The organism is Aeromonas ichthyocola (assembly GCF_046087985.1).
GTDB classification, from domain to species: domain Bacteria; phylum Pseudomonadota; class Gammaproteobacteria; order Enterobacterales; family Aeromonadaceae; genus Aeromonas; species Aeromonas rivipollensis.
The window spans coordinates 73836-98477 of record NZ_JBJSWH010000001.1; the positions used below are offsets into that span (position 1 = coordinate 73836).

At 60.7% G+C, this 24642-nt stretch carries 19 protein-coding genes and 1 pseudogene; 9 read left to right on the forward strand and 11 right to left on the reverse strand.

Annotation, left to right across the window (positions count from 1 at the left end; all coding sequences use genetic code 11):
* Positions 1-38: 38 nt before the first annotated feature.
* From ACF2JD_RS00355 to sdhC, 9 genes are all read right to left on the reverse strand, one after another.
* On the reverse strand, positions 39-1106 hold the full coding sequence (locus tag ACF2JD_RS00355; RefSeq protein ID WP_163136961.1) for a hypothetical protein: 1068 nt from the start codon (positions 1104-1106) through the stop codon (positions 39-41).
* A 188-nt stretch (positions 1107-1294) separates the two neighbouring features.
* Positions 1295-2167, reverse strand: a complete 873-nt coding sequence (gene sucD / locus ACF2JD_RS00360; RefSeq protein WP_042649072.1) for a succinate--CoA ligase subunit alpha — start codon at positions 2165-2167, stop codon at positions 1295-1297.
* Positions 2167-3333, reverse strand: coding sequence for an ADP-forming succinate--CoA ligase subunit beta (gene sucC, locus ACF2JD_RS00365; RefSeq protein WP_106886993.1), 1167 nt, complete (start codon positions 3331-3333; stop codon positions 2167-2169). Before sucC ends, sucD begins: the two co-directional genes overlap by 1 nt.
* A 106-nt stretch (positions 3334-3439) precedes the next feature.
* Positions 3440-4630, reverse strand: coding sequence for a 2-oxoglutarate dehydrogenase complex dihydrolipoyllysine-residue succinyltransferase (gene odhB / locus ACF2JD_RS00370; RefSeq protein WP_106886994.1), 1191 nt, complete (start codon positions 4628-4630; stop codon positions 3440-3442).
* Between the two features lie 92 nt (positions 4631-4722).
* Complete coding sequence (gene sucA / locus ACF2JD_RS00375; protein WP_139744392.1) at positions 4723-7533, reverse strand: 2-oxoglutarate dehydrogenase E1 component; 2811 nt, start codon at positions 7531-7533, stop codon at positions 4723-4725.
* 114 nt (positions 7534-7647) lie between these two features.
* Entirely contained in the window at positions 7648-8364 is a 717-nt protein-coding gene (locus tag ACF2JD_RS00380; protein WP_025326736.1) for a succinate dehydrogenase iron-sulfur subunit, read from the reverse strand.
* 17 nt (positions 8365-8381) lie between these two features.
* A complete protein-coding gene (gene sdhA / locus ACF2JD_RS00385; RefSeq protein ID WP_106886997.1) occupies positions 8382-10148 on the reverse strand; it encodes a succinate dehydrogenase flavoprotein subunit in 1767 nt (588 codons plus the stop codon).
* Position 10149: 1 nt separating this feature from the next.
* The gene (gene sdhD / locus ACF2JD_RS00390) at positions 10150-10494 is read right to left on the reverse strand and encodes a succinate dehydrogenase, hydrophobic membrane anchor protein (RefSeq protein WP_005326929.1); all 345 of its coding nucleotides are present in this window, start codon (positions 10492-10494) and stop codon (positions 10150-10152) included.
* Positions 10488-10877 (reverse strand): succinate dehydrogenase cytochrome b556 subunit, encoded by a 390-nt coding sequence (gene sdhC, locus ACF2JD_RS00395; RefSeq protein WP_025326734.1) that lies wholly within the window; start codon positions 10875-10877, stop codon positions 10488-10490. The genes sdhD and sdhC overlap by 7 nt, the downstream gene beginning before the upstream one ends.
* A 423-nt stretch (positions 10878-11300) precedes the next feature.
* Here sdhC and ACF2JD_RS00400 point away from each other — a divergent pair, with 423 nt between their 5' ends.
* The 3 genes from ACF2JD_RS00400 (at position 11301) to ACF2JD_RS00410 (ending at position 13586) form a co-directional block, all read left to right on the forward strand.
* A complete protein-coding gene (locus ACF2JD_RS00400) occupies positions 11301-12587 on the forward strand; it encodes a citrate synthase (RefSeq protein ID WP_440986519.1) in 1287 nt (428 codons plus the stop codon).
* A gap of 95 nt (positions 12588-12682) precedes the next feature.
* Positions 12683-12997 (forward strand): DUF4377 domain-containing protein, encoded by a 315-nt coding sequence (locus ACF2JD_RS00405; protein ID WP_106886998.1) that lies wholly within the window; start codon positions 12683-12685, stop codon positions 12995-12997.
* Positions 12998-13091: 94 nt separating this feature from the next.
* On the forward strand, positions 13092-13586 hold the full coding sequence (locus tag ACF2JD_RS00410) for a GNAT family N-acetyltransferase (RefSeq protein ID WP_163156402.1): 495 nt from the start codon (positions 13092-13094) through the stop codon (positions 13584-13586).
* A gap of 62 nt (positions 13587-13648) precedes the next feature.
* On the opposite strand, the gene fabB is transcribed toward ACF2JD_RS00410, so the two are convergent.
* Positions 13649-14860 carry a beta-ketoacyl-ACP synthase I gene (fabB, locus tag ACF2JD_RS00415; protein ID WP_111910965.1) on the reverse strand — a complete coding sequence of 404 codons (1212 nt, stop codon included), beginning with the start codon at positions 14858-14860 and terminating at the stop codon, positions 13649-13651.
* A gap of 90 nt (positions 14861-14950) precedes the next feature.
* Here fabB and mnmC point away from each other — a divergent pair, with 90 nt between their 5' ends.
* Positions 14951-16966 (forward strand): bifunctional tRNA (5-methylaminomethyl-2-thiouridine)(34)-methyltransferase MnmD/FAD-dependent 5-carboxymethylaminomethyl-2-thiouridine(34) oxidoreductase MnmC, encoded by a 2016-nt coding sequence (gene mnmC / locus ACF2JD_RS00420; RefSeq protein WP_440986520.1) that lies wholly within the window; start codon positions 14951-14953, stop codon positions 16964-16966.
* 101 nt (positions 16967-17067) lie between these two features.
* Here mnmC and ACF2JD_RS00425 read toward each other — a convergent pair whose 3' ends face one another.
* Complete coding sequence (locus ACF2JD_RS00425) at positions 17068-17670, reverse strand: DUF922 domain-containing protein (RefSeq protein WP_408836391.1); 603 nt, start codon at positions 17668-17670, stop codon at positions 17068-17070.
* Positions 17671-17991: 321 nt separating this feature from the next.
* Here ACF2JD_RS00425 and dcuC point away from each other — a divergent pair.
* From dcuC to ACF2JD_RS00450, 5 genes and pseudogenes are all read left to right on the forward strand, one after another.
* Positions 17992-19345, forward strand: a pseudogene (gene dcuC, locus ACF2JD_RS00430) (anaerobic C4-dicarboxylate transporter DcuC).
* Between the two features lie 101 nt (positions 19346-19446).
* Positions 19447-21108 carry a 5'-nucleotidase C-terminal domain-containing protein gene (locus ACF2JD_RS00435; RefSeq protein ID WP_440986521.1) on the forward strand — a complete coding sequence of 554 codons (1662 nt, stop codon included), beginning with the start codon at positions 19447-19449 and terminating at the stop codon, positions 21106-21108.
* A gap of 385 nt (positions 21109-21493) precedes the next feature.
* Positions 21494-23137, forward strand: a complete 1644-nt coding sequence (locus ACF2JD_RS00440; protein WP_440986522.1) for a hypothetical protein — start codon at positions 21494-21496, stop codon at positions 23135-23137.
* Between the two features lie 131 nt (positions 23138-23268).
* Positions 23269-23772 (forward strand): M48 family metallopeptidase, encoded by a 504-nt coding sequence (locus ACF2JD_RS00445; protein ID WP_111910960.1) that lies wholly within the window; start codon positions 23269-23271, stop codon positions 23770-23772.
* An 81-nt stretch (positions 23773-23853) separates the two neighbouring features.
* Complete coding sequence (locus ACF2JD_RS00450; RefSeq protein ID WP_440986864.1) at positions 23854-24618, forward strand: DUF2927 domain-containing protein; 765 nt, start codon at positions 23854-23856, stop codon at positions 24616-24618.
* Positions 24619-24642 lie beyond the last annotated feature (24 nt).

A 24642-nucleotide genomic window follows, 5' to 3' on the forward strand; every position in this document is an offset into this window, starting at 1 on the left:
CTGCAGTCAAAAAGGTGAAGCCCCAGATTTCCTACAGCCTAGGACTTAATCGACTTTATGAAGTTTCCTATTTGTTCAACTCCATCAAACGTAGACGGCAGGCTTCCATCCTCGGTCACTATTCCAGAGAATATGATTCGTTCAAATTTATCTAAAGCATCGGCATCTTGGCTTTTTATCTCGCTAGCATACCCAGAATAACTTTGAATGAACCTGCATAATGTTTTCCTAAGGTCTATTTGCAATAACTGTGATTTAACAGACTTGTAATTAAAAAGAAGAACTCTAAAGTAATAAATAGAGATCGCAACTAAAGAAAGCGTTGGAAAAATGGATACCAATAAACCATCTCTAATGGCAGATATGTTATCTATATTCTTATATATGAGTACAAATTCAGCAACTATCGGTAAGATAATTATCACAGACAACAATTTAAGCCAAAATAGAATCCCGTCCCGTTCATTTTTCTTTTCATTTGCTAAATCATCAAAGCCTTGAAATAAACCAACAAAGTTAAACGCATTCTCGTACTTAGATAGAGACGCCTCTATATTTCTTGCTCTACTCTCCCTCTCACTTAAGTCTCTATCCCATTCTTCTTTAATATTTTTAATTTTTTCTGAAACAGCATCGAAATTCTTTAAACTTTCAATTCCCTCACTGTTTGCAATCTCCTTGAAAATACTAATAGGCATGTCACGGATCGCAAACTCAATCTGTTCCTTGGCCGTAACTTCAAATAAGTTTACATTATCAAAGACGAAGCGTCTTGCAGCTTCGAACTCCATTGCCAGGTCATTTTTGGTTGAGAGATACAGCTCGAAAAGAAATCTAAAACACATCGAGCAAATATCATCCAATCGATCTTTCGTTAGATCTTTTTCATCAGCAAGCCTATTAATGAATTGATCGCCTATCCACTTTATATTTATCTGACAGAACGTATTCCATTCACTAGGTCTTTTTTCCATAGCATTAACAATTAGGCGGATAAGACTATTCCGCTGTTTATCGAAATCATCCGAAGGAACTAAGCCATCAATTTTTTGCCTAAATTTAGCAAGCACAGTTTTACTCTGGTTTGTATCAAATAATTCCATCATAAATATCGCTACCCACGAAATATGAAAAAATAAATTGTCATTTAGCCATCATCTATCCTGCGCAGGGTTCTATTCAAGATCTAGCTGTAGATAGAATAACTATTTGAAGAGTGACCATAATCATATTCTATCCATAAAAAATGCCGCCCAAGGGCGGCATTTTTATTAGAGATAACAGGCTAACTAACTTACCAGCCGGTCACTTCGCGCAGGGCCTTGCCGATATCGGCGAGGGAACGCACGGTTTTCACGCCGGCATCTTCCAGGGCGGCAAATTTCTCTGCTGCAGTGCCTTTACCACCGGCGATGATGGCGCCCGCATGACCCATGCGCTTGCCAGCCGGAGCGGTGACACCCGCGATGTAGGAGACCACCGGCTTGGTGACGTGGGCCTTGATATAGGCCGCCGCCTCTTCTTCGGCGCTGCCGCCGATCTCGCCGATCATCACTATGGCTTCGGTTTTGGGATCGTTCTGGAACATCTCCAGGATGTCGATGAAGTTGGAGCCCGGGATGGGGTCACCACCTATGCCGACGCAGGTGGACTGGCCGAAGCCCTCGTCCGTGGTCTGCTTGACCGCTTCGTAGGTCAGGGTGCCGGAGCGGGAGACGATGCCCACCTTGCCCGGCTTGTGGATGTGGCCCGGCATGATGCCGATCTTGCACTCACCCGGAGTGATGACGCCCGGGCAGTTGGGGCCGATCATGCGCACGCCGGTTTCCTGCAGCTTCACCTTGACCTGCAGCATGTCCAGGGTCGGGATGCCTTCGGTGATGGTGACGATCAGCTTGATGCCGGCATCGATGGCTTCCAGGATGGCGTCCTTGCAGAAGGGCGCAGGCACATAGATGACGGAGGCGGTGGCGCCTGTGGCTTCCACGGCGTCACGGACTGTGTTGAACACCGGCAGGCCCAGGTGGGTGGTGCCACCCTTGCCCGGTGACACGCCGCCGACCATCTGGGTACCATAGGCAATCGCCTGTTCGGAGTGGAAGGTACCCTGACCGCCGGTGAAGCCCTGGCAGATCACCTTGGTGTCTTTGTTGATCAGAACGCTCATTATTTGGCCTCCGCTGCTTTAACCACTTGCTGAGCTGCGTCAGTCAGACTCGTTGCGGCGATGATGTTGAGGCCGCTGTCGGCCAGTTTACGGGCACCCAGTTCGGCATTGTTGCCTTCCAGACGCACTACCACGGGCACCTTGACCCCCACTTCCTTGACCGCGCCGATAATGCCTTCCGCGATCATGTCGCAGCGCACGATGCCGCCGAAGATGTTGACCAGCACGGCCTGTACCTTGCTGTCAGACAGGATGATCTTGAAGGCCTCGGTCACGCGCTCCTTGGTGGCGCCGCCGCCGACGTCCAGGAAGTTGGCCGGGGAACCGCCGTGCAGGTTGACGATGTCCATGGTGCCCATGGCCAGACCGGCGCCGTTGACCATGCAGCCGATGTTGCCATCCAGCGCCACATAGTTCAGCTCCCATTGGGCGGCGTGCGCTTCGCGGGGGTCATCCTGGGACGGATCGTGCATCTGGCGCAGCTTGGGCTGACGGTACAGGGCGTTGGCGTCGATGTTGATCTTGCCGTCGAGGCAGTGCAGGTTGCCCTTGTCGGTGATGACCAGGGGGTTGATCTCCAGCAGGGCGAAGTCGCAGTCCAGGAACATCTGACCCAGACCCATGAAGATCTTGGTGAACTGCTTGATCTGATCGCCGACCAGACCCAGCTTGAAGGCCAGCTCGCGGGCCTGATAAGCCTGCGGGCCCACCAGGGGATCGATGGCAGCCTTGTGAATGAGTTCCGGGGTTTCGTGGGCGATCTTCTCGATGTCCACGCCACCCTCGGTGGAGGCCATGAAGACCACGCGGCGGCTGCCACGGTCAACCACGGCGCCGAGGTAGAGCTCCTTGGCGATGTCGGTGCAGGACTCTACCAGGATCTTGGTGACCGGCTGACCGTTGGCGTCAGTCTGATAGGTCACCAGGTTCTTGCCGAGCCAGTTCTGGGCGAAGGCACGGATCTCGTCCTTGCTCTTGGCCAGCTTGACGCCGCCCGCCTTGCCACGGCCACCGGCGTGGACCTGGCACTTGACGACCCAGGTATTGCCACCAATCTTGTCGGCCGCTTCGGCCGCTTCCTGCGGGGTAGCACAGGCATAACCTTCGGAGACCGGCAGGCCATACTCGGCAAACAGCTGTTTTGCCTGATATTCATGCAGATTCATAGATGCTCTATCCGTGTTGTAGGTATTTCCGTCCGGGGCTCGTGTTTCTCAATCCCCTGTGAATGGGGGCCTGGGCGGCCCCTCGTTATCTTTCAGTCACTCTTGCTCAGACATCCAACAGCAGACGGGTCGGGTCTTCCAGCAGCTCCTTGATGGAGACCAGGAAGCCCACGGACTCGCGGCCGTCGATGATGCGGTGATCGTAGGAGAGCGCCAGGTACATCATCGGCAGGATCTCGACCTTGCCATCGACGGCCATGGGTCTGTCCTGGATCTTGTGCATGCCCAGAATGGCGCTCTGGGGCGGGTTGATGATGGGGGTGGACATCAGGGAGCCGAACACGCCGCCGTTGGTGATGGTGAAGTTGCCGCCGGTCAGTTCGTCCACGGTCAGCTTGCCGTCACGGCCCTTGCCCGCCAGATCCTTGATGGCCTTCTCGATGTCGGCGAGGCTCATGTTGTCGCAGTCACGCAGCACAGGGGTCACCAGACCACGGGGGGTGGAGACGGCGATGCTGACGTCGAAGTAGTTGTGGTACACCACATCATCACCATCCAGCGCCGCGTTCACTTCCGGGTAGCGCTTGAGGGATTCGACCACGGCCTTCACGTAGAAGGACATGAAGCCGAGCTTGATGCCGTGCTTCTTCTCGAAGATCTCGCCGTACTGCTTGCGCAGCTTCATGATGGGCGCCATGTTGATCTCGTTGAAGGTGGTCAGCATGGCGGTGGTGTTCTTGGCCTCCAGCAGACGCTCGGCGATGCGCTTGCGCAGACGGGTCATGGGCACGCGCTTCTCGGTGCGACCGGCCAGCGGGGCTATGGGCGCAACCGGTGCGGCTGCCACGGCGGCGACGGGGGCTGCCGGCTTGCCCAGGTTCTTGATGAAGGCATCCACGTCTTCCTTGGTGACGCGACCACCCTTGCCGGTGCCGGTCAGCTTGGCCACGTCGATGTCGTGTTCGGCCACCAGGCGGCGCACCGAGGGGCTCAGGCCGTCGGCAGCGTCATCGGCTGCCACTTCCACCGGCTTCTCCTTGGTCTCTTCACCGGCCACAGGGGCCGCCTTGAGGATGGCGATCAGCTGGCGGGAGAGCACGGTCGCGCCTTCCAGTTGCAGGATGTCGCCCAGCACGCCGGCTTCCGGCGCGGGGACTTCCAGCACGACTTTATCGGTTTCGATGTCAACCAGCACTTCGTCACGGGCAACCAGATCACCCGGTTTCTTGTGCCAGGTGGCGATGGTGGCGTCCGCCACTGATTCCGGCAGGTCCGGTACCTTGATCTCGATAGTCATGTAATCAGTTCCTTGTTACTTCTTGGCCAGCAGGCTTGTTCCAGAGACGGAGAGGGTCGGCTTCACAGTGCCCCCTCCCCTTCACAACTCGTTTATTCCAGGGTCAGCGCGTCTTCCACCAGGGCTTTCTGCTGCTTGGCGTGGACAGACATGTAACCGACGGCCGGTGAGGCCGAGGCCGGACGACCGGCGTAACGCAGACGGGCATTGCTTGGCAGCACGCTGTCATAGTGATGGCGGGTGCTGTACCAGGCGCCCTGGTTCTGCGGCTCTTCCTGACACCAGACGAAATCGGTGACGTGGGCATAATCGGCCAGGATGGCGCGCACTTCCTCTTCCGGGAAGGGGTAGAGCTGCTCGATCCGTACCAGGGCCACATCCTGCTGCTCCGCCTTGCGACGGGCATCGAGCAGGTCGTAGTAGACCTTGCCGGAGCAGAAGACCACCCGCTTGACGGCTTTCGGATCCAGGGCATCGATCTCGCCGATGGCGTTCTGGAAGGTGCCGGTCGCCAGCTCGTCGAGCTTGCTCACCGCCAGCGGGTGGCGCAGCAAGGATTTCGGCGTCATCACGATGAGCGGACGGCGCATCGGGCGCACCACCTGGCGGCGCAGCATGTGGAACACCTGGGCCGGGGTGGAGGGCACGCACACCTGCATGTTGTGCTGGGCGCACATCTGCAGATAGCGCTCCAGACGGGCGGAGGAGTGCTCAGGGCCCTGCCCCTCGTAACCATGGGGCAGCAGCATGGTCAGACCGCACATCCGGCCCCACTTCTGCTCGCCGGAGGAGAGGAACTGATCCACTACCACCTGGGCGCAGTTGGCGAAGTCGCCGAACTGGGCTTCCCAGATGGTCAGACCGGCCGGCTCGGCGCTGGCGTAGCCATATTCGAACGCCAGTACCGCGTTCTCGGTCAGCACAGAGTCATAGATCTCGAACGGACCTTGCTCGTCGTGCAAGTTGCACAGCGGGGTGTAGGTGCTCGCATCGGTCTGGTTGTGCAGCACGGCGTGGCGATGGAAGAAGGTGCCACGGCCGGAGTCTTCCCCGGTGAAGCGGATGCGCGCACCCTTGTCCACCAGGGTGGCGTAGGCCAGGGTCTCGGCAAAGCCCCAGTCCACCAGCTTCTCGCCGGCGGCCATCAGGCGGCGGTCTTCGTAAATCTTCTCGACCTGGCGTTGCAGCACATGGGTCGCCGGGTACTGGCTGATGCGCTCGCCGAGGGATTTCAGGTGATCCATGGGCACAGTGCTGTCGTAGCTCATGGCCCAGTCGTGACCGAGGTACGGGGTCCAGTCCACGGAGTGCAGCTCCATGGGACGCCACTCCTTGCTCACCCGCTCGCCCCTGTCCAGGGTATCGCGATAGTCGTTGACTAGCGTGGTGGCCAGCTCGGGGGTGATGGTGCCTTCGCCAATCAGCTGATCGGCGTAAATCTTGCGCGGCGTCGGGTGCTGCTTGATCTTCTGGTACATCAGGGGCTGGGTCGCGCTCGGCTCATCGGCCTCGTTGTGACCGTGACGACGGTAGCAGACCAGCTCGATCACCACATCGCGCTTGAAGGTGTTGCGGTAATCCAGCGCAATCTGGGTCACCAGCACCACGGCTTCCGGGTCATCCCCGTTGACGTGCAGCACCGGCGCCTGCACCGCCTTGGCGATGTCGGTACAGTATTCGGTGGAGCGCAGGTCACGTTGATAGGAGGTGGTGAAACCGACCTGGTTGTTGATGACGATGCGCACAGTGCCGCCGACGCCGTAGGCACGGGTCAGGGACATGTTGAAGGTCTCGGCCACCACACCCTGCCCCGCGATGGCGGAGTCACCGTGGATGGTGATGGGCAAGACGCTGGAGCCGTCCTTGTCACCGCGTCTGTCCATGCGGGCACGGACCGAGCCGATGACCACTGGGTTGACGATCTCGAGGTGGGACGGGTTGAAGGCCAGCGCCAGGTGGACGTTGCCGCCCGGGGTGGCGAAGTCGGAGGAGAAGCCCATATGGTACTTCACATCCCCTGTGCCCCAGGATTCGCCGTGCTTGCCGGCGAACTCGTCGAACAGCTCCTGGGCGCGCTTGCCCAGCACGTTGATCAGCACGTTCAGGCGACCCCGGTGGGCCATGCCGATGACGGCCTCTTTGCAGCCCTGCTCACCGGCGCGGCGGATCAATTCTTTCAGCATGGGCACCATGGCATCGCCCCCTTCCAGGGAGAAACGCTTGGCCCCCGGGAACTTGGCACCCAGGTATTTTTCCAGCCCTTCGGCGGCGGTCAGGCTCTCGAGGAAGCGGGTCTTCTCTTCGAGGGTATAGGTCCCCTTCCCTTCGATGGATTCAAGACGGTCTTGCAGCCAGCGCTTCTCCTCGGTGGAGGTGATGTGCATGTAGTCTGCACCTATGCTGCTGCAGTAGGTTTTCTTCAGCGAGGCGTAGAGATCGGAGAGCACCATGGTCTCGCGACCTATGGCGTAGGAGCCCACGTTGAAGGTGGCCTCCATGTCTGCGCCCTGCAGGTTGTGAAATGCCGGGTCGAGCTCGGCAACGGTTTCACGGGTCCAGAGGCCGAGGGGATCCAGATTGGCATTCTGGTGACCGCGGAAGCGGAAGGCGTTGATCAGCTGCAGTACGCGCACCTGCTTGGCATCCACCTGGGGATCGGAGACAGGGGCGCTGTAACGGGAGGGATCCTTGGCCAGGCGGCGGAAATAGTCGCGAACCTGGGAGTGGGGTTGTTCAACTGCATGGCCATTGACCTGGGGCAGCTCGCTAAACAGGCTGCGCCACTCATCGGCTACGGAGTCGGGGTTTTCCAGGAAGGATTCGTACAAATCCTCAATGTAGCTTGCATTCGCACCAGCCAGGTGAGATGACTCCAACCAGGCCTTCATCACGCCGTTATGCATTTCTATCCCTTGTACATCTTGTTCACTGCAGCGCAGCTTGTAGGGTCATAGCCATCCCGGGACGGGATGGCTATCCAGAGGTCGGGCCCGGCGCAAGGCGCCCTGGCCCTGGTATCAAACAGCCCGGTTGAGCAACATCGACTTGATCTGACCGATGGCCTTGGTCGGGTTCAAGCCCTTGGGACAGACGTTCACGCAGTTCATGATGCCGTGGCAGCGGAACACGCTAAAGGCGTCATCCAGATTGCCCAGTCGTTCAGTGGCGGCGGTGTCGCGGCTGTCCGCCAGCCAGCGGTAGGCGGCGAGCAGCCCGGCAGGGCCTATGAACTTGTCCGGGTTCCACCAGAAGGAGGGGCAAGAGGTGGAGCAGCAGGCACAGAGAATACACTCGTACAGGCCATCCAGCTTGGCGCGCTCTTCGGGGGATTGCAGGTGCTCACGCACGGGCGGCAGTTTTTCATCGTTGATGAGGAAGGGCTTGACCTTCTCCCACTGGGTGTAGAACTGGGTCATGTCGATCACCAGATCGCGGATCACCGGCAGACCAGGCAGGGGCCGGATGACGACCTTGTTGCCCTTCTTCAGCAGATCGGAGAGCGGGGTGATGCAGGCAAGACCGTTCTTGCCATTCATGTTGAGACCGTCTGATCCACAGACCCCTTCGCGGCACGAGCGGCGGAAGGAGAGAGTAGGATCCAGCTCTTTCAACTGGATCAGTGCATCGAGCACCATCATGTCGGAACCTTCAGGAATATCAAGACGATATTCCTTCATATGGGGGACGTTATCAACGTCCGGGTTATAGCGATATACCGAGAATGTGACGTTCATTGTGCTTGGCTCCGCAATCAGTAAGTCCGGACCTTGGGCGGGAACGCCTCACGGGTCTTGGGTGACATGTTGACCGCGCGACGGGTCATGGACTCGGTGTCCGGATGATAGAGGCTGTGGCACAACCAGCTCTCGTCGTCACGCTCCGGGAAGTCGAAGCGGCTATGGGCGCCCCGGCTCTCGGTACGGAAGTTGGCGGCAACTGCGGTGGCAAACGCCGTCTCCATCAGGTTGTCCAGCTCCAGGCACTCGATGCGCTGGGTGTTGAACTCCTTGGAGGTGTCGTCCAGACGGGCATTCTTGAGGCGCTCGCGGATGAGTTTCAGCTCGGCCAGCCCTTCTGCCATGGCGTCCCCTTCACGGAACACGGAGAAGTTGTTCTGCATGCAGCGTTGCAGGTCACGGCGGATCTCGGCGGGATCCTCGCCATCGCGGTTGTTCTCCCAGCGATTGAAGCGGGCCAGCGCCGCGGCGATGTCGGACTCGGAGGCATCGCGGCCATGATCCATCTCGCCCAGTGTCTCTACCAGGTGCATGCCGGCGGCACGACCGAACACCACCAGATCCAGCAGGGAGTTGCCGCCGAGGCGGTTGGCACCGTGCACGGAGACACAGGCTATCTCCCCCACCGCGAACAGACCGACCACGGGGACGTCGTTGCCGTCCTTATCCTGGGTCAGGCACTGGCCGTTCACGCTGGTCGGCACGCCGCCCATCATGTAGTGGCAGGTCGGGATGATGGGAATGGGTTCCTTGACCGGATCCACGTGGGCGAAGGTGCGAGAGAGCTCGCAGATGCCCGGCAGACGGGATTCCAGTACCTCTTTGCCGAGGTGATCCAGCTTGAGCTTGATGTGCGGGCCCCAGGGACCGTCACAGCCACGGCCTTCGCGGATCTCGATCATGATGGAGCGAGCCACCACGTCGCGACCGGCCAGGTCCTTGGCGTTGGGCGCATAACGCTCCATGAAGCGCTCGCCATCTTTGTTGAGCAGATAGCCGCCTTCACCACGGCAACCCTCGGTCACCAGTACCCCTGCCCCGGCGATGCCGGTGGGGTGGAACTGCCAGAACTCCATGTCCTGCACGCCAACCCCGGCACGCAGTGCCATGCCGACGCCGTCACCCGTGTTGATGTGGGCATTGGTGGTGGACTGGTAGATGCGACCGGCGCCGCCGGTGGCGAGCACCGTGGCCTTGGCCTTGAAGTAGACGACTTCGCCGCTCTCCATGTCGATGGCGGTACAGCCGACGATGTGGCCGTCCTGATTCTTCACCAGATCCAGGGCATACCACTCGGAGAAGACGGTGGTCTTGTTCTTGACGTTCTGCTGATACAGGGTATGCAGCAGGGCGTGACCTGTCCGGTCGGCAGCCGCCGCGGTACGGGCCGCCTGCTCGCCGCCAAAATTCTTGGACTGACCGCCGAAGGGGCGCTGATAGACAGAGCCGTTGTCGAAGCGGGAGAAGGGCAAGCCCATGTTCTCCAGCTCGTAGATGGCCTCGGGGCCCGTCTTGCACATGTATTCAATCGCTTCCTGGTCACCGATGTAATCGGAGCCCTTGACGGTGTCATACATGTGCCACTGCCAGTTGTCGTCATGGGCATTGCCCAGGGCGACCGTGATCCCGCCCTGGGCGGAAACCGTGTGGGAACGAGTCGGGAAAACCTTGGAAAGCAGTGCGCAGCTCTTGCCGGACTGGGCAATCTGCAGCGCGGCGCGCATGCCGGCACCACCGGCACCGATCACGACCGCATCAAATTCACGAGTTGGAATAGTCACCTTACACACCCCACAGCACGACGAAACCCGTCATCAGATAGACGAACAGCACCACCACCAGCGCAAACTGCAGCGCACCGCGCAGCCCGACCGGCTTGATATAGTCGGTCAGCACCTGCCACAGACCGATCCAGGCGTGGATCAGGACGCACAAGAGCGTCAGCAGGGTGAAGACCTTGGTGAAGGTTGTGGCGAAGAAGCCGGTCCACACCTCGTAGGTAATGTCGTTGAAGGCGACAAAGCCGACCAGGTAGAGGACGTAAGCCGTCATGATGAGGGCGGTGGCGCGGATCAGGATGTAATCATGAACACCGCTGCGCCCGAAAGTTGCAGAATTGGTTACCATACCAGTACCCCCGCCAATACCGCCAGAATCCCGGTAATCACGAAGCCCACCCGGGCACTCTGATTCGCGGAATCCAGCTCTTCCCAATGCCCCATGTCCATGACCAGGTGACGCAGGCCGCCCACTATGTGGTATGCCAGCGCAGTCAGGATCCCCCACAACACGAACTTGACCAGGAAGTTGTCCATGATGGCAACGACGGTTTCAAATCCTTCGGGAGAGGAGAGTGAAGTACCAAGCATCCACAGCAAGATGGCCAGCGCCACAAAGGTGATGACCCCTGAGACACGGTGCAAGATGGAAGCGATGGCGGTGACAGGAAAGCTGATCGTTTGCAGGTCGAGGTTTACAGGTCTCTGTTTATTTTTCACGGCTTTGCCCACTCAGCTCCATTGAGCACGTTAGTTATTGTTTTCACACGCTTTGAGGGCTAGGAGTGGCATTTGTTAGGTTTTTGTTACCAAAACAACTCGGAAAAGCCAAAAACAACATTTTAGATATCACATCTGGCTTTGCGAAAGCGTTTCAAACACCGACGGCCATCACCCACGAGGCGCAGTATATCGGCGGCCTTAACCAATGACAATCAATTAGCTACATAGAAAACCCAAAACCGTAAACCAGATCTCACAACCGCTTTAACAAGTCATTAATGATCATTCAAGAAAATTGACAAGAAGGTGGTTCTCTGGTTCAAATAAGGCGCTCCAGCCGCCGTGGTACGGGTAAGAACCTTTGCCAGCGTCATGAAAGTCGTAATAAAGTAGGACTGGAACCAAATTATAAAAGAGCAAAGGAGACGTGCTATGGCTGATAAGATAGCCACCCTACATCTGCCCGGAAAAGAGCCGGTAGAACTACCGATCCTGTCCGGTACTGTTGGACCCGATGTAATCGATGTCAGAAAACTGGGCGCGCAAGGGTATTTCACCTTCGACCCCGGCTTTATGGCCACCGGTGCTTGCAAATCATCCATTACCTATATCGACGGAGATCAGGGTGTCTTGCTGCACCGTGGTTATCCCATCGCCCAGTTGGCCACCCAGGCCAGTTACCTGGAAGTCTGCTACATACTGCTGTACGGCGAGGCGCCCACCAAGACGCAATATGCGGAATTTGAACGCCTGGTCACCCGCCACACCATGGTGCACGAGCAGATCGCCTTCTTCTTCCGCGGCTTCCGCCGTGACTCCCACCCCATGGCGATCATGTGCGGTGTGGTCAGCGCCCTGTCCGCCTTCTATCACGATGCCCTCGACATCAACAACGAAGAACATCGCGAGATCTGCGCCTTCCGTCTGCTCTCCAAGATGCCGACCCTGGCCGCCATGTGTTACAAGTACTCCATCGGCCAGCCCTTCATGCAGCCGCGCAACGCCCTCTCCTATGCCGGCAACTTCCTGCACATGATGTTTGGCGTGCCGACCGAAGAGTACAAGGTCAACCCCATAGTCGAGCGGGCCATGGATCGCATCTTCACCCTGCATGCGGATCACGAGCAGAACGCCTCCACCTCCACCGTGCGTCTGGCAGGCTCCTCCGGTGCCAACCCGTTTGCCTGTATCGCCGCGGGGATCGCCTCCCTGTGGGGACCGGCCCACGGTGGTGCCAATGAAGCCTGTCTCAAGATGCTCGAAGAGATTGGCTCCGTGGATCGCATCCCCGAGTACATTGCCAAGGCCAAGGACAAGAACGACCCCTTCCGCCTGATGGGCTTCGGTCACCGGGTCTACAAGAACCACGATCCCCGTGCCACTGTGATGCGCGAAACCTGCCACGAGGTACTGACCGAGCTGCAGATCAAGGATCCGCTGCTGGATGTGGCCATGGAGCTGGAGCACATCGCGCTGTCCGACCCCTACTTCATCGAGAAGAAACTCTACCCGAACGTGGACTTCTACTCCGGCATCATCATGAAGGCCATCGGCATCCCCATGTCCATGTTCACCGTGATCTTCGCCATCTCCCGCACCATCGGCTGGATAGCCCACTGGAACGAGATGCACTCGGACCCGGATCAGAAGATCGGTCGTCCGCGTCAGCTCTATACCGGCCTGGCCCAACGGGATTTCACTCCGCTCGATCAACGCTGATCCGGCAAGTTGTCATGGTTTGTTACAAAGGCGGTCATTGACCGCCTTTTCATTTGAGGGTTTAATCGCGCCCTTTTACGCCAAGGACACCCGTCATGAAAGCTCCCCTGCTCCTCTGCTCCGCCCTGTTGCTCAGCGCCTGCCAGAGCACCCCGACCACAGAGACCCTCTATATCCAGGACAAGCTGGCCGACTGCGTCGGTGTCGCCCCCATGAAGTGCATGCAGGTGCGCAGCCAGCCCGGTGAGAGCTGGACCCTCTTCTACCAGCAGATCGAAGGCTTCACCTTCGAGCCCGGTTTCCGTTATCAGCTGGAAGTGCGCACCGAGCAGCTCACCGACGTGCCGGCGGACGCCTCCTCGGTGCGTTATCAGCTGATCAAGGTGGTGAGCAAGCAGGCCGTTCGCTGAGCCTTGAGGGACCCCGGTTCCGTTTGCGCGCCCCTTGGGTTATGCTGACCCCCTTCTTTCATGGGTTGACCAGGGGCGCACGCCCTCCAGTACGATGATCAAGATAAGAACCATACGGCCCCCAGACTGGCCCGCCATCATGGCCATTCAGAGCGAGTGCTACCACCAGCTGGAGCCCGAGCCCCTCGAGGTGATGAGCAACAAGGCAGAGCTCGCCCCCGCCTGCTGCTGGGTCGCCGAGCGCCAGGGCAAGGTGCTCGGCTATCTGCTCTGTCATCCCTGGCGTGCCCACTGCCCTCCTCCGCTCTCGCAACCCTTGCAGCCCCTCACCGACCACGAGGAGTTCTACCTGCACGATCTCGCTGTCAGTGGCGAGGCGCGCGGCCTGGGGGTGGGCCAGCGGCTGCTCGCTACTGCCCTCGCCTTTGCCAGCGATGAGGGTTACCAGCATGCCGGGCTGGTGGCGGTACAGGATGCCCCGGCCTTCTGGCGCAAGCAGGGCTTCGTGCCAGCCAGGACCCCCAAGTCGCTGGAGGAGTACGGCGAGGGCGCCGTCTATATGCGGCTACCCCTGGCCGAACCGGCCTGAGACCCAGTTCAAGCCCAATAAAAAAGGCGCCTTTCGGCGCCTTTTTTCACTTCATCGGTTCATCAAGCCTTGAACTTGCTGAAGACCAGGGAAGCGTTGGTACCGCCAAAGCCGAAGCTGTTGGACATGACGGTATTGAGATCGGCGGTTTCGTAGGCGCGCACTATGGGCAGACCCACGGCCTTCTCGTCCAGGTTCTCGATGTTGATGCTGGGGGCGATGAAGCCGTGTTCCATCATCAGCAGGGAGTAGACGGCCTCGTGCACACCGGCGGCGCCCAGGGCATGACCCGTCATCGCCTTGGTGGCGGAGAGCTTGGGCGCATTGCTGCCAAACAGGGTCTGGATGGCTTCCAGCTCCTTGGTATCACCGACCGGGGTGGAGGTACCGTGGGTGTTGATGTAGTCCACGGAGCCGACGTCCTTCATCGCCATCTTCATGCAACGCACAGCGCCTTCACCGCTCGGGGCGACCATGTCGTAGCCGTCGGAGGTGGCACCGTAACCGGTGATCTCGGCGTAGATGTGGGCACCGCGGGCCAGGGCATGTTCCAGCTCCTCGACCACCAGGATACCGCCGCCACCGGAGATGACGAAACCGTCGCGGTCCGCATCATAGGTACGGGACGCCTTTTCCGGGGTGTCATTGTACTTGGTGGAGAGGGCGCCCATGGCATCGAACTGTATGGTGGAAGACCAGTCCAGCTCCTCGCCGCCGCCGGCGAAGACGATGTCCTGCTTGCCAAGCTGGATCAACTCCAGTGCGTGACCTATGCAGTGGGCAGAGGTGGCACAGGCGGAGCTGATGGTGTAGTTGACACCCTTGATCTTGAACGGGGTGGCCAGGCAGGCAGAGGTGGTGGAGGACATAGTGCGCGGCACCATGTAGGGACCCACGCGCTTGACCCCTTTCTCACGGGCAATGTCCGCAGACTCTGAGGTGTTCTTGCCGGAGGCGCCGCCGGAGCCGACCACTATGCCGGTACGCTCGTTGGAGACCTGATCCTCTGGCAGACCCGCGTCAGCGATGGCCTGCTCCATGGACAGATAGGCATAGGCCGCGGCGTCACCCATGAAACGCATGACTTTACGGTCGATCAGTTCAGACGGATCGAGTTTGATGTTACCCCAGACACGGCTGCGCAGGTTGTACTGTTCAAACTGCTCGGAATAGGTGATGCCGGATTTGCCTGCTTTCAGGGAGGCCAGCACCTCTTCCTTGTTGTTGCCGATACTGGAGATGACGCCGATACCGGTGATCACTGCTCTTCTCATTAATTCATCTCGTCTGGAAAAACTGGCACCGAGTCTACCCGCTTTCGGCTGCCAAACTGGTCTGCTTTCACGTAGAATGCCCGCGAATTTATGACGCGAGCAGAGGAAAACGTGAGTCAAACATCCTTACATCATGCCCGATTGGACTGGAATGAAGCGGGAACTCCAGTCTCCAGTGAGTTCGGGGATGTGTACTTTTCCAATGATAACGGTCTAAGTGAAACCCGCTACGTCTTTTTATTGCAAAATCACCTACCGGCACGATTTTCGCACCACGATAGTGACAGTTTCGTGATTGGCGAAACAGGTTTCGGCACAGGTCTTAACTTTCTGGCGACAATGGCCGCCTTCCTGGAACAGGCGCCCCAATCCGGCAACGGCTCGCGCCTGCACTTCATCAGCTTCGAGAAATACCCCCTGGCCCAGGCCGATCTGCGCAAGGCCCTGGCGGCCTGGCCCGAGCTGGCGTCCTTAAGCCAGCCTCTCATCGACCAGTGGCCGCTGCCGGTATCCGGCTGCCACCGTCTGCTGTTTGCCGGCGGCCGCATCCGCCTCGATCTCTGGCTTGGCGACATCAAGGAGATGCTGCCCCAGGTGCCTCACGGGCCCCAGGGTCTGGTGGATGCCTGGTATCTTGATGGCTTCTCGCCGGCCAAGAATCCCGAAATGTGGACGCAAGCGCTGTTCGATGGTCTCGCTCGCCTCGCCCGCCCCGCCGCGACCCTCTCCACCTTTACCTGCGCCGGTTTCGTGCGCCGCGGCCTGATTGACGCCGGCTTTGCCATGAAGAAGGTCAAGGGCCACGGCAGCAAGCGGGAGATGCTGGCAGGGATGCGGGAGGACAAATCGCCCGAGCAGAGCATCTCCCCCTGGTATGCCCGTCCCGTCGGCCGGGACGGCGAGGTGCTGATCATCGGCGGCGGCATCGCCTCGGCCATGACGGCACTGTCTCTCGTGGAGCGGGGCCGCAAGGTGACCCTGCTGTGTGCAGAGGGCGAGCCCGCCACCGGCGCCTCCGGCAACCGCCAGGGGGCGCTCTATCCCCTGCTCAATGGGGAGCACGATGCGCTGTCGCGCTTCTATTCCCTGGCCTTCGGCTATGCCCGCCAGCGGCTGCAGGCCCTGGCCGCGCGCCATCCCATCGCCTTCTCCCTGTGCGGCGTCACCCAGCTTGGCTATGACGAGAAATCCGCCGCCAAGCTCGCCAAGATGGGTCAGGGCCCCTTCCCCCCCGAGCTGATGCACCCACTCTCTGCCTCAGAAGTTGAGCAGGTGGTCGGCCTGCCCTGCGGTCATGGTGGTGTCAGCTATCCCCTGGGGGGCTGGCTCTGCCCGGCGGATCTCACCCGCGCCGCCCTGAAAGAAGCGCAAGCCAGCGGCCTGCTGCGCCTTGAATACCGCACACCAGTGAGCACCATTACCGAATTGGCGGACGGCTGGCAGGTGGAGAGCCAGGATGGCCGCCAGTGGCTGGCTCCCAACCTGGTGGTGGCCGCCGGTCACCAGCTGCCCGCCCTGATCCCCTTTGCGGAACTCCCCCTCTACCCGGTGCGCGGTCAGGTGAGCCATGTACCGACCACAGCGCGGTTAAGCCAGCTCAAGACTGTGCTCTGCTACGACGGCTACCTCACCCCGGCCCACGACGGAGCGCACTGCATCGGGGCCAGCTATGGTCGCAACCAGAGCACCCTCGCGTATAGTGCCGAGGAGCAGGTTCAGAACCAGGCGCGGCTGCAAGCCTGCCTGCCGGATCAAAGCTGGCCTGCCGAGGTGGACGTGAGCGGCAAGGAGGCGCGAGTGGGAGTGCGCTGCGCCAGCCGGGATCACCTGCCAGTGGTGGGGCCAATTGCTAGACTGGCAAGCCTGGCGGATCACGACCCTAAAGCGCCTACTGATCAGCAGAGCGCGCTGCCCCTGCACACCGGTCTCTATGTGCTGGGCGCCCTCGGCTCCCGTGGTCTGTGCTCGGCGCCGCTCTGCGGTGAGCTGGTCGCGAGCGAAATTTGCGGTGATCCGCTGCCGCTGGCCGCCGATCTGCTGGAGGCGCTCCATCCGGCCCGCTACTGGGTACGCAGGCTGCGCAAGGGCAAGCCGCTACGGGACTAGGCCAAGGAGGCGTAGCGGCCGCTGCCGACCGCCGCACCATCCAGCGCGCCAATAAAAAACGGGCTTCCCCAGGGAAGCCCGTTTTTTATTGGCGATGATGCTCAACTGTCTGGCCAGATGACCCCGAGCTTGCGCCCCCGATCTGTCTGCTGCGCCAGGGTGGCGAATCGATCGCGGGTTGCCTCCAGCACTGCCTGCCCCTGTTGCCAGCCCTGGTACTGCAAGGCGGCGCAATCCTGGGCAACGGGCAGCTGGGCGAGCCGGATGCCAAGCTGGCTGACGCTCTCCAGCAATATGTCCTTGTGACGGCTCTCGTAGTCGAACATGGCCGCCACCAGCTTGTCCCACTTCTGCCGCTCCACCACGGACGCCCTGCCCTTGTCCATCCAGTTCGGCACCCTGACCTGGATGCGGGCCGTCACGCTGGCCTGATCCAGCTCGCAGCGCGCCGGGGTCGCTCTGGTCTGCAACTGCCAGGAGAGCTGATAGCTGGCCCTGCCGATATGGCCATCGGCCTGGGCCGGTACCTGCCTGGCTATCTGGCGCATCACGGCGGCCACATCGGCCCCTGATACCCGATAGAACTGGAAATCGACCTTGATATCGGGCGCCACCCGAATACCTGCATAATGGGAGGGTGCCGCTCCGATTGAGGCGGCATATATGAGGGCCGCCACCGCCCCTGTCTTGCTGAAGAATCCCATCGCTGTGCTGCCTTGCTCCTTGTGAGTCCGGCGTAATTTCAATTAATAATCAATGAATTAATAGTCAGTGTGGGAGATTAACCGCGATCAGGGACGCTGTCACCTGCTCTCGGTGCCGGGGGCGGCAAAGGGGCGGGATCCGACCCTGTTCCGGATGGGGATTTGCAAGGGAGATCACAGCCAGCCACCATCCCCATGGTGAATTACTCCTTATGAGGTAATAATCCCGGCGTTTTTGTTGGCACATGTCGAGCTAGCCAGTCCAACCCTCTGCTCAGCCCACTAGATGCCCGACGTCACTCCATACTCAGGAACCTATTTATGATGGAACTCCTTATTGGCACCCTGGTCACCCCTGGCCGTGGGTCGCTACATCTTCAAGGGCTATTCGGCGACCGGGGTGCTGCTCAGCGGCGGCCTCCTGCTGCTGGCGATCACCGCCCTGATGGGCAAGGCGGTGCTGCCTGCCAGCGTCGCTTCCACCGGCCACGTGGCTACCGACGTGTTCGAGTACGTGCGCTTCCTGCTGGTAGACAGAGGCGGTGGCCTCGGCATGCTGATCATGGTGCTGTGCGGCTTTGCCGGCTACATGAGCCACATAGGCGCCAACACCATCTTGGTGAAGCTGGCCAGCAAGCCCCTCGGCATCATCAAGTCCCCCTACATACTGCTGGTAGCCGCCTACCTGGTGGCCTGCGCCATGTCGCTGGCGGTGAGCTCCGCCACCGGCCTCGGTGTGCTGCTGATGGCGACCCTGTTCCCGCTGATGGTCAACATGGGGATCTCCCGTGGCGCCGCGGCTGCGGTGTGCGCCTCCCCGGCCGCCATCATTCTGGCCCCCACCTCGGGGGACGTGGTGATGGCCGCCCAGGCCGCCAACATGGAGCTCATCGAGTTTGCCTTCAAGCTGACCCTGCCCATCTCCCTGACGGCCATAGCCGCCATGGCGGTGACCCACTTCTTCTGGCAGCGCTATCTGGATAGAAAGTCCGGCGAGCACAACGAGGCGGTCGCCCCGAGCGATCTCATCACAGATGCCCCCGGCTTCTACGCCATACTGCCGTTCACCCCCATCATCGGCGTGCTGCTGTTTGACGGCAAGCTTGGCCCCAAGCTCGACATAGTCACCATCATCGTCATCTGCCTGGTGCTGGCCGCCTTGCTGGAGCTGGTGCGCAAACACAACGGCAAGGAATTGCTGGACGGCCTGCAAGTGTGCTGGCGCAGCATGGCTGACGCCTTCGCCGGCGTGGTCATGCTGCTGGTGGGGGCCGGGGTCTTCGCCCAGGGGCTGATGGGGCTCGGCTTCATCGCCAACCTCCTGGATCTGGCCCAGAGCTTTGGCACAGGCGGCATCATCATCATGCTGGTGCTGGTGGTCATCACCACATTGGCCGCCTTCACCACCGGCTCGGGCAACGCCCCCTTCTACGCCTTCGTGGAGCTGATCCCGCACCTGGCCACCAGTCTGGGCGTCAATCCCGCCTACCTGGTCATCCCCATGCTGCAGGCTTCCAATCTGGGTCGTACTATTTCGCCGGTCTCCGGGGTGGTGGTCGCCTGTGCGGGCATGGGCAACCTCTCCCCGTTCGAGGTGGTCAAACGCACCTCTATGCCGGTCGCCGTCGGCCTGCTGGTGGTGATCCTGGCCACCCAGATCCTGGTGCCTGCCTGAGTACCGTCTGACTCTTTTCCAGCCCGGCGTCTGCCGGGCTGGCATCCCCCCCACCCCTTGCAGTAGACTCGGTGCTCTTTTTCCCTAAGGAGGACCGAGCCTTGAGTATTACGGTTCAACTTGCCCACTTCAGTGACTGCCACTCCCATTTCGATGGCGCGCCCATGCGCTTCTCCCCTGAGGGTGAGTCCGAGTGGCGCACCCAATGTGGCGGCTACGGCCGCATCCTGACCCGGCTGACCGCCCTGCGCCAGCAGGCCGCCGCCGCGGGCCAGACCTGCCTGCTGCTGCACGGGGGTGACACCTTCCAGGGGTCGCTCTATTTCAACCGCTTCAAGGGACGGGCCAACGCCGACTTGCTCGGCCTGCTGCGACCGGATGCTATGGTGATCGGCAACCATGAATTCGATCTCGGCAACGGCCCGCTGGTGGAGTTTCTGCGCCAGCTCGACTATCCGGTGCTGGCCGCCAACCTCGACAGCAGCCAGGAGCCTGCCGATGCCCCGCTGCGGCTGCACGGCTTGCCTCACCTGTTTGATGCCAGCCGCCCCTGGCACAGGCGCGTCATCGACGGCGTCCCCTTCGCCCTGCTCGGCATCACCTTGCCGCAGATGGCCGCCATCGCGAGCCCGGATCCCCACACCCGCTTCCACGGCATAGAGGAGACCCTGAGCGCCGCCCTCGGCGAGATCAAGGCCGAAGGAATAGCGCACATCATATTGCTCAGTCACCTAGGGCTGGAGCAGGACAAGCGGCTGGCGGCCCGCTTCCCCGAACTCAGCCTGATTGTCGGCGGCCACACCCACAGCCAGCTGGGGGATCTGGCCCCGCTCGGGCTGATAAGCGAGGGGAGCTACCCCTTGATGATCGAGGGGGTCGCCATACTGCATGCGGCCCACAGCGCCCTCTGCCTCGGGGTGTGCGAGCTGGAGTTTGATGAGCGCGGGCGAGTTTGCCGAAGCCGCGGCCAGCTGGAGTGGCTGCCCTGGCAGCCCTGGCCCTTTGCCTCGCCCCCGCCCGCAGGCCTCCATTTCTGCGAGCCGGCCCCCGAGCTCGAGCAGCACCTGGCCAAGCGCTACCGACCCGAGCTCGAGACCATGACCCGGCGCATAGTGACCCGCCTCGCCGGGCCACTGCACCATCAGCGCCTGCCCGATGCCGCCCTGCCCGCCGGCAGCCAGGTCGCCCCCCTAGTGGCGAGCGCCATGCTGGCCGGTGCCCGCGAACAGGTAGGTCAGGTGGACTTCGCCTTGCACAACGCAGGGGGGGTGCGCTGCTCTCTCGAGCCCGGGCCCCTAAGCGAGGCGGACATCGCCGGGCGCCTGCTGCCCTTTGCCATCCCGCTCACCCTCTACCGGGTGCACGGCCATGAGCTGGCGGAGGCGCTGGAAGGTGCCATCGACAACGCCACCAACAACGGCGTGGTCGGCAATGGCAGCGGCAGCTTCCCCTATACCGCCGGGATGCGCTTCAGTTATCAGGCCGACAGGCCCAAGGGGAGCCGGATCACCCGCCTCGAATGGGAGGCGAGTCCCGGTCAGTGGCAGAGCGTCGAGATGGATGCCATCTATCGGGGAGTCTCCAGCGCCTACACCGCCTCCGGCAAGGAGGGTTACACGGCCCTGGCCCGCACCCTGACCCAGCACAACCAGGAGCTCGGCATCACCCTGGCCGATGCCTTTATCCGCTGGGCCCGCCATCTGCCCGAGCTGGCCCCCCTGCCGCCGCTGGTGGAATACCAGGGTGCCAGTCCCATGGCCTGAGACCCCTCATCGGGCCATCCCCTGTCAAGGCGCCGCTTTTCTTCGTGAGAGCGGCGCTTATTACATTTTTCGAGCACAGTCCCCAGCCCCATTGCAGCGGACTGTCACCCTCGGCAATACCTGGTTTCACCGTTCGTCTTGTGCAATGCAGGCACTGAAAACGCTACTTTTATACATTATTTCAAACACATCACCCCAGCCCATTGCATCAAACTGCCAGTCCTCGGCAACACCAGGTACCGCCGTTCGTCTTGTGCAATGCAGGCACTGAAAACGTTACTTTTATACATTATTTCAAACACATCACCCCAGCCCATTGCATCGGACTGCCGGCCTCGGCAAGATAGGCCCGCTTTTACGTCTTTCCCGCAGGAACAGGTCATCCATGAATCACGCCATCCGTTTTACCCCTCAGCGCTACAACCCCGGGCTCAAGCCGCTGGTTGTCCTGCTCACCGCCCTGATGGCGCTGCTGTTTTGCTTGCGCAACCCGCTGTTCCACGGCATGGCGCCCGGCTTTGATGCCTCCCTGTTCGCTGTGATGGGCAAGATGTGGAGCGAGGGGGGCGTGCTCTACCGGGACATGATCGACATCAAGGGCCCCATGATCTTCGCCCTCGATGCGCTCGGATACCATCTGGGGGGCTTCTTCGGGATCTGGCTGCTAGAGTGGATCCTCTGCTGGCTCGGCCTGCTCGCCAGCTGGCAGGCCTTCTCCCAGCTGGGTCTCTCCCTGCGGGCCCGCCTCGGCAGCATGCTGGCGCTCCTCGCGCTCTACAGCACCCGCTACTACTACGGCAACATGACCGAGGACTGGACCTTCCACCTGGCCCTCATCGCCCAGTGGGCCTTCATCACCCTGCTGCTGGACAAGCAGTTTCGCTGGGGCCCGGCCCTGGTGGCGGCCCTCACCTTCGCCATAGTGGCCTGGATGCGCACCAACAACGGCGCCTTCTGGGGGGCCTGGTATCTGGTGCTGTTCTGCCACTGGTGTCTGCGTGAGCAGTGGCGCTGCGCCTTCGGTCTGCTCTGCTCCAGCCTGCTGGGGCTGGCCCTGATCGGCGGCCCGCTGTTTGCCTACTTCCAGCACCACGGGCTGCTGGCCGAATTCAAATACTACGCCTTCGGCATCTTCTTCGAGGGGAGCTACGGCAACGGCTTCTCCCCGGAAGTGGGGGCCGTCGGCTTGCTGCGTACCGGCCTCGTCATGCTGCTGCCGGCCTTCATTGTGCTGATGCTGGGACGCCGCCAGGAGTGGTATCTGCCCGCCCTCTGCGCCACCCTGTTCGGCGTGCTCTTCACCCTGATCGCCAACTCCGTCTCCGGCCACGTGTTCGATCACTACGACGTGCTCTACCTGCAGCTTGGCCTGCTGCCACTCGCCTGCCTGCTGGATCGCAGCGAGCAGCAGTCCGATGCCCTGGGCCTGCTCTGCATCTCCCTGGTGGTGCTGACCGCCAGCTGGCTGCTGGCCCAGCAGCTCGGTTACGGCTGGAGCACCAAGGAGTGGTCGCTGCCGCGAGTGCGCGAAGTGCTCGGCAACAGTCTCTTGTGGGCCCTACCTGTGCTCATCCTGGTACCGCTCTGGCGCGCCTGGGATGTACGCAGCGCCACCCCCTGGCTGGCGTCGCTCGCCATGCTGGCACTCCTGGTCAACAACGCCTGGGAGGGCAACCTCAAGGGCAAGCCGTTCAATCCGCCGGCCCAGGTAAGGGTCGACAGGATCAAGGCCGAGACCGGGCCTGCCGACAAGATCTGGGTCGATGGCATACAGCCGCAATACTATCTGTGGACAGATCGCCAGCCCGCCTCCGCCTATCTGTTCTTCGCCAACGTCAACCCGCCCTATGACGTGCGCGAGCGGGTGCTGGCCGACATCAGGCGGCAGGATCCCAAGTTCATCATCGCCAAGCCGGAGCGGGTGGCAGAGCAGTTGAAAACGCCGAGCTCTCCCTCCAGCCTCGCCTTCTATCAATATCTGACGGACCGCTACGAAGAGGTGGATCCGGGTCTCTATCGCCGTCGCTGAGACCGATTGACGAAAGTCGGGGCCGTTGCTGGCAACAGCGACGGCCCCTTTCATTGGTGTGCAGACGTGTGTTCAAGGGGGCCCATCATGATTACAATGGCGCTCTTTTTTAGTGTGAAGGGGGAGACATCATGGCCGAACTGACCTATCTGGGGGGCTATCCTGACCCGCTCAAGAGCCAGGTACAGCAGTTGATCGCGGCGGGGAAACTCGGCGAGATGCTGGCCAAACGCTACCCCGAGACCCACCTCGTCCAGAGTGACAAGGCGCTGCTGGCCTATACCATGGAGCTGAAAAACCGCTACCTGAAAAGCTCGGCGCCGCTCTCCAAGGTGATCTTCGACGGCAAGATCAATGTGATCAAGGATGCCCTCGGCCTGCACACCTATGTCAGCCGGGTACAGGGCAACAAGCTCAAGGCCAAGAACGAGATCCGCATCGCCGCCCTGTTCAAGGAGGCGCATCCCGCCTTCCTGAAGATGATAGTGGTGCACGAGCTGGCCCACTTGCGGGAGAAGGATCACAACAAGGCCTTCTACCAGCTCTGTCAGCACATGGAACCGGACTATCATCAACTGGAGTTCGATCTCAGGCTCTGGCTCACCTGGCGTGACATCGAACGCTCCTCGGGCTGACCCTATCGATTGCAAGGAGGCAAGATGATCCCAGGGCACACTCGTTCAGGGCACAGCCGTCGTCATATCACGCCAGGCCGGATGCTGGCCCTGTGGCTCGCCACGCTGCTGCCCTGCACCCTGCAGGCCGCCGAACGCTGGCAGAGCAACGACTATCTGGTCCAGAGCTTCATGGAAGTCGCCATGAAGCGGGAATATGGGCATGAGGCCCAGGTACGCTTCTCCCGCTGGCAAGGCCCCATCCGCCTCAAGCTCATCAACGAATTTGGCGACAAGGCGCTGCAGGCCGAGGTGGTCAAGGTGCAAAGCCAGCATCTGGCCAGGATCACCGGCCACCCCATACAGCTTGTCAACGACAACCCCAATCTCACCCTCATCATGACAAGGCACCAGCAGATGGCCAGCTGGGCCGGCCGCACCATGCGCCAGGATGACTCCGTCAGCATTGCCCTCAAGGAGGGGATCTGCCTGGCCAATTTCGCCACCAATGCCCGCTACGAGATCACCCGTGCCACCATCATCATCCCGGTGGACTACAGCCGGGCCAAGGGCCGCTTCCTGGATTGCGTGGTGGAAGAGCTCACCCAGGTGATGGGCCTGCCCAACGACTCGAACAAGGTGTTTCCCTCCATCTTCAATGACAACAGCATCGACAGCTTCCCCACCGGTCTCGACTATGTGCTGCTCAAGCTTGCCTATCATCCCGCACTCCAGGCAGGGATGACGGCCGACGAGGTGCGCACTGCCCTGCCCATTGCCCTCAAGACGCTTCACGCCAATGGCGACATCGCAGAGGCCAACCAGCGGGTACAGAGCGGCAGCCTCAAACGCTGGGCCGGGCTCTGATTTTTCTGGCCTGGCTAAGCCCCC

Coding starts and splice junctions, on each gene's coding strand:
- ACF2JD_RS00450 (WP_440986864.1), top strand. CDS start 23,854: ATGCTGGCCCTGTGGCTCGCCACGCTGCTGCCCTGCACCCTGCAGGCC.
- ACF2JD_RS00355 (WP_163136961.1), bottom strand. CDS start 1,106: ATGATGGAATTATTTGATACAAACCAGAGTAAAACTGTGCTTGCTAAA.
- ACF2JD_RS00405 (WP_106886998.1), top strand. CDS start 12,683: ATGAAAGCTCCCCTGCTCCTCTGCTCCGCCCTGTTGCTCAGCGCCTGC.
- sucC (WP_106886993.1), bottom strand. CDS start 3,333: ATGAATCTGCATGAATATCAGGCAAAACAGCTGTTTGCCGAGTATGGC.
- ACF2JD_RS00445 (WP_111910960.1), top strand. CDS start 23,269: ATGGCCGAACTGACCTATCTGGGGGGCTATCCTGACCCGCTCAAGAGC.
- ACF2JD_RS00400 (WP_440986519.1), top strand. CDS start 11,301: ATGGCTGATAAGATAGCCACCCTACATCTGCCCGGAAAAGAGCCGGTA.
- sucD (WP_042649072.1), bottom strand. CDS start 2,167: ATGAGCGTTCTGATCAACAAAGACACCAAGGTGATCTGCCAGGGCTTC.
- odhB (WP_106886994.1), bottom strand. CDS start 4,630: ATGACTATCGAGATCAAGGTACCGGACCTGCCGGAATCAGTGGCGGAC.
- sucA (WP_139744392.1), bottom strand. CDS start 7,533: ATGCATAACGGCGTGATGAAGGCCTGGTTGGAGTCATCTCACCTGGCT.
- ACF2JD_RS00380 (WP_025326736.1), bottom strand. CDS start 8,364: ATGAACGTCACATTCTCGGTATATCGCTATAACCCGGACGTTGATAAC.
- mnmC (WP_440986520.1), top strand. CDS start 14,951: ATGACGCGAGCAGAGGAAAACGTGAGTCAAACATCCTTACATCATGCC.
- sdhD (WP_005326929.1), bottom strand. CDS start 10,494: ATGGTAACCAATTCTGCAACTTTCGGGCGCAGCGGTGTTCATGATTAC.
- ACF2JD_RS00440 (WP_440986522.1), top strand. CDS start 21,494: ATGAATCACGCCATCCGTTTTACCCCTCAGCGCTACAACCCCGGGCTC.
- fabB (WP_111910965.1), bottom strand. CDS start 14,860: ATGAGAAGAGCAGTGATCACCGGTATCGGCGTCATCTCCAGTATCGGC.
- ACF2JD_RS00410 (WP_163156402.1), top strand. CDS start 13,092: ATGATCAAGATAAGAACCATACGGCCCCCAGACTGGCCCGCCATCATG.
- ACF2JD_RS00425 (WP_408836391.1), bottom strand. CDS start 17,670: ATGGGATTCTTCAGCAAGACAGGGGCGGTGGCGGCCCTCATATATGCC.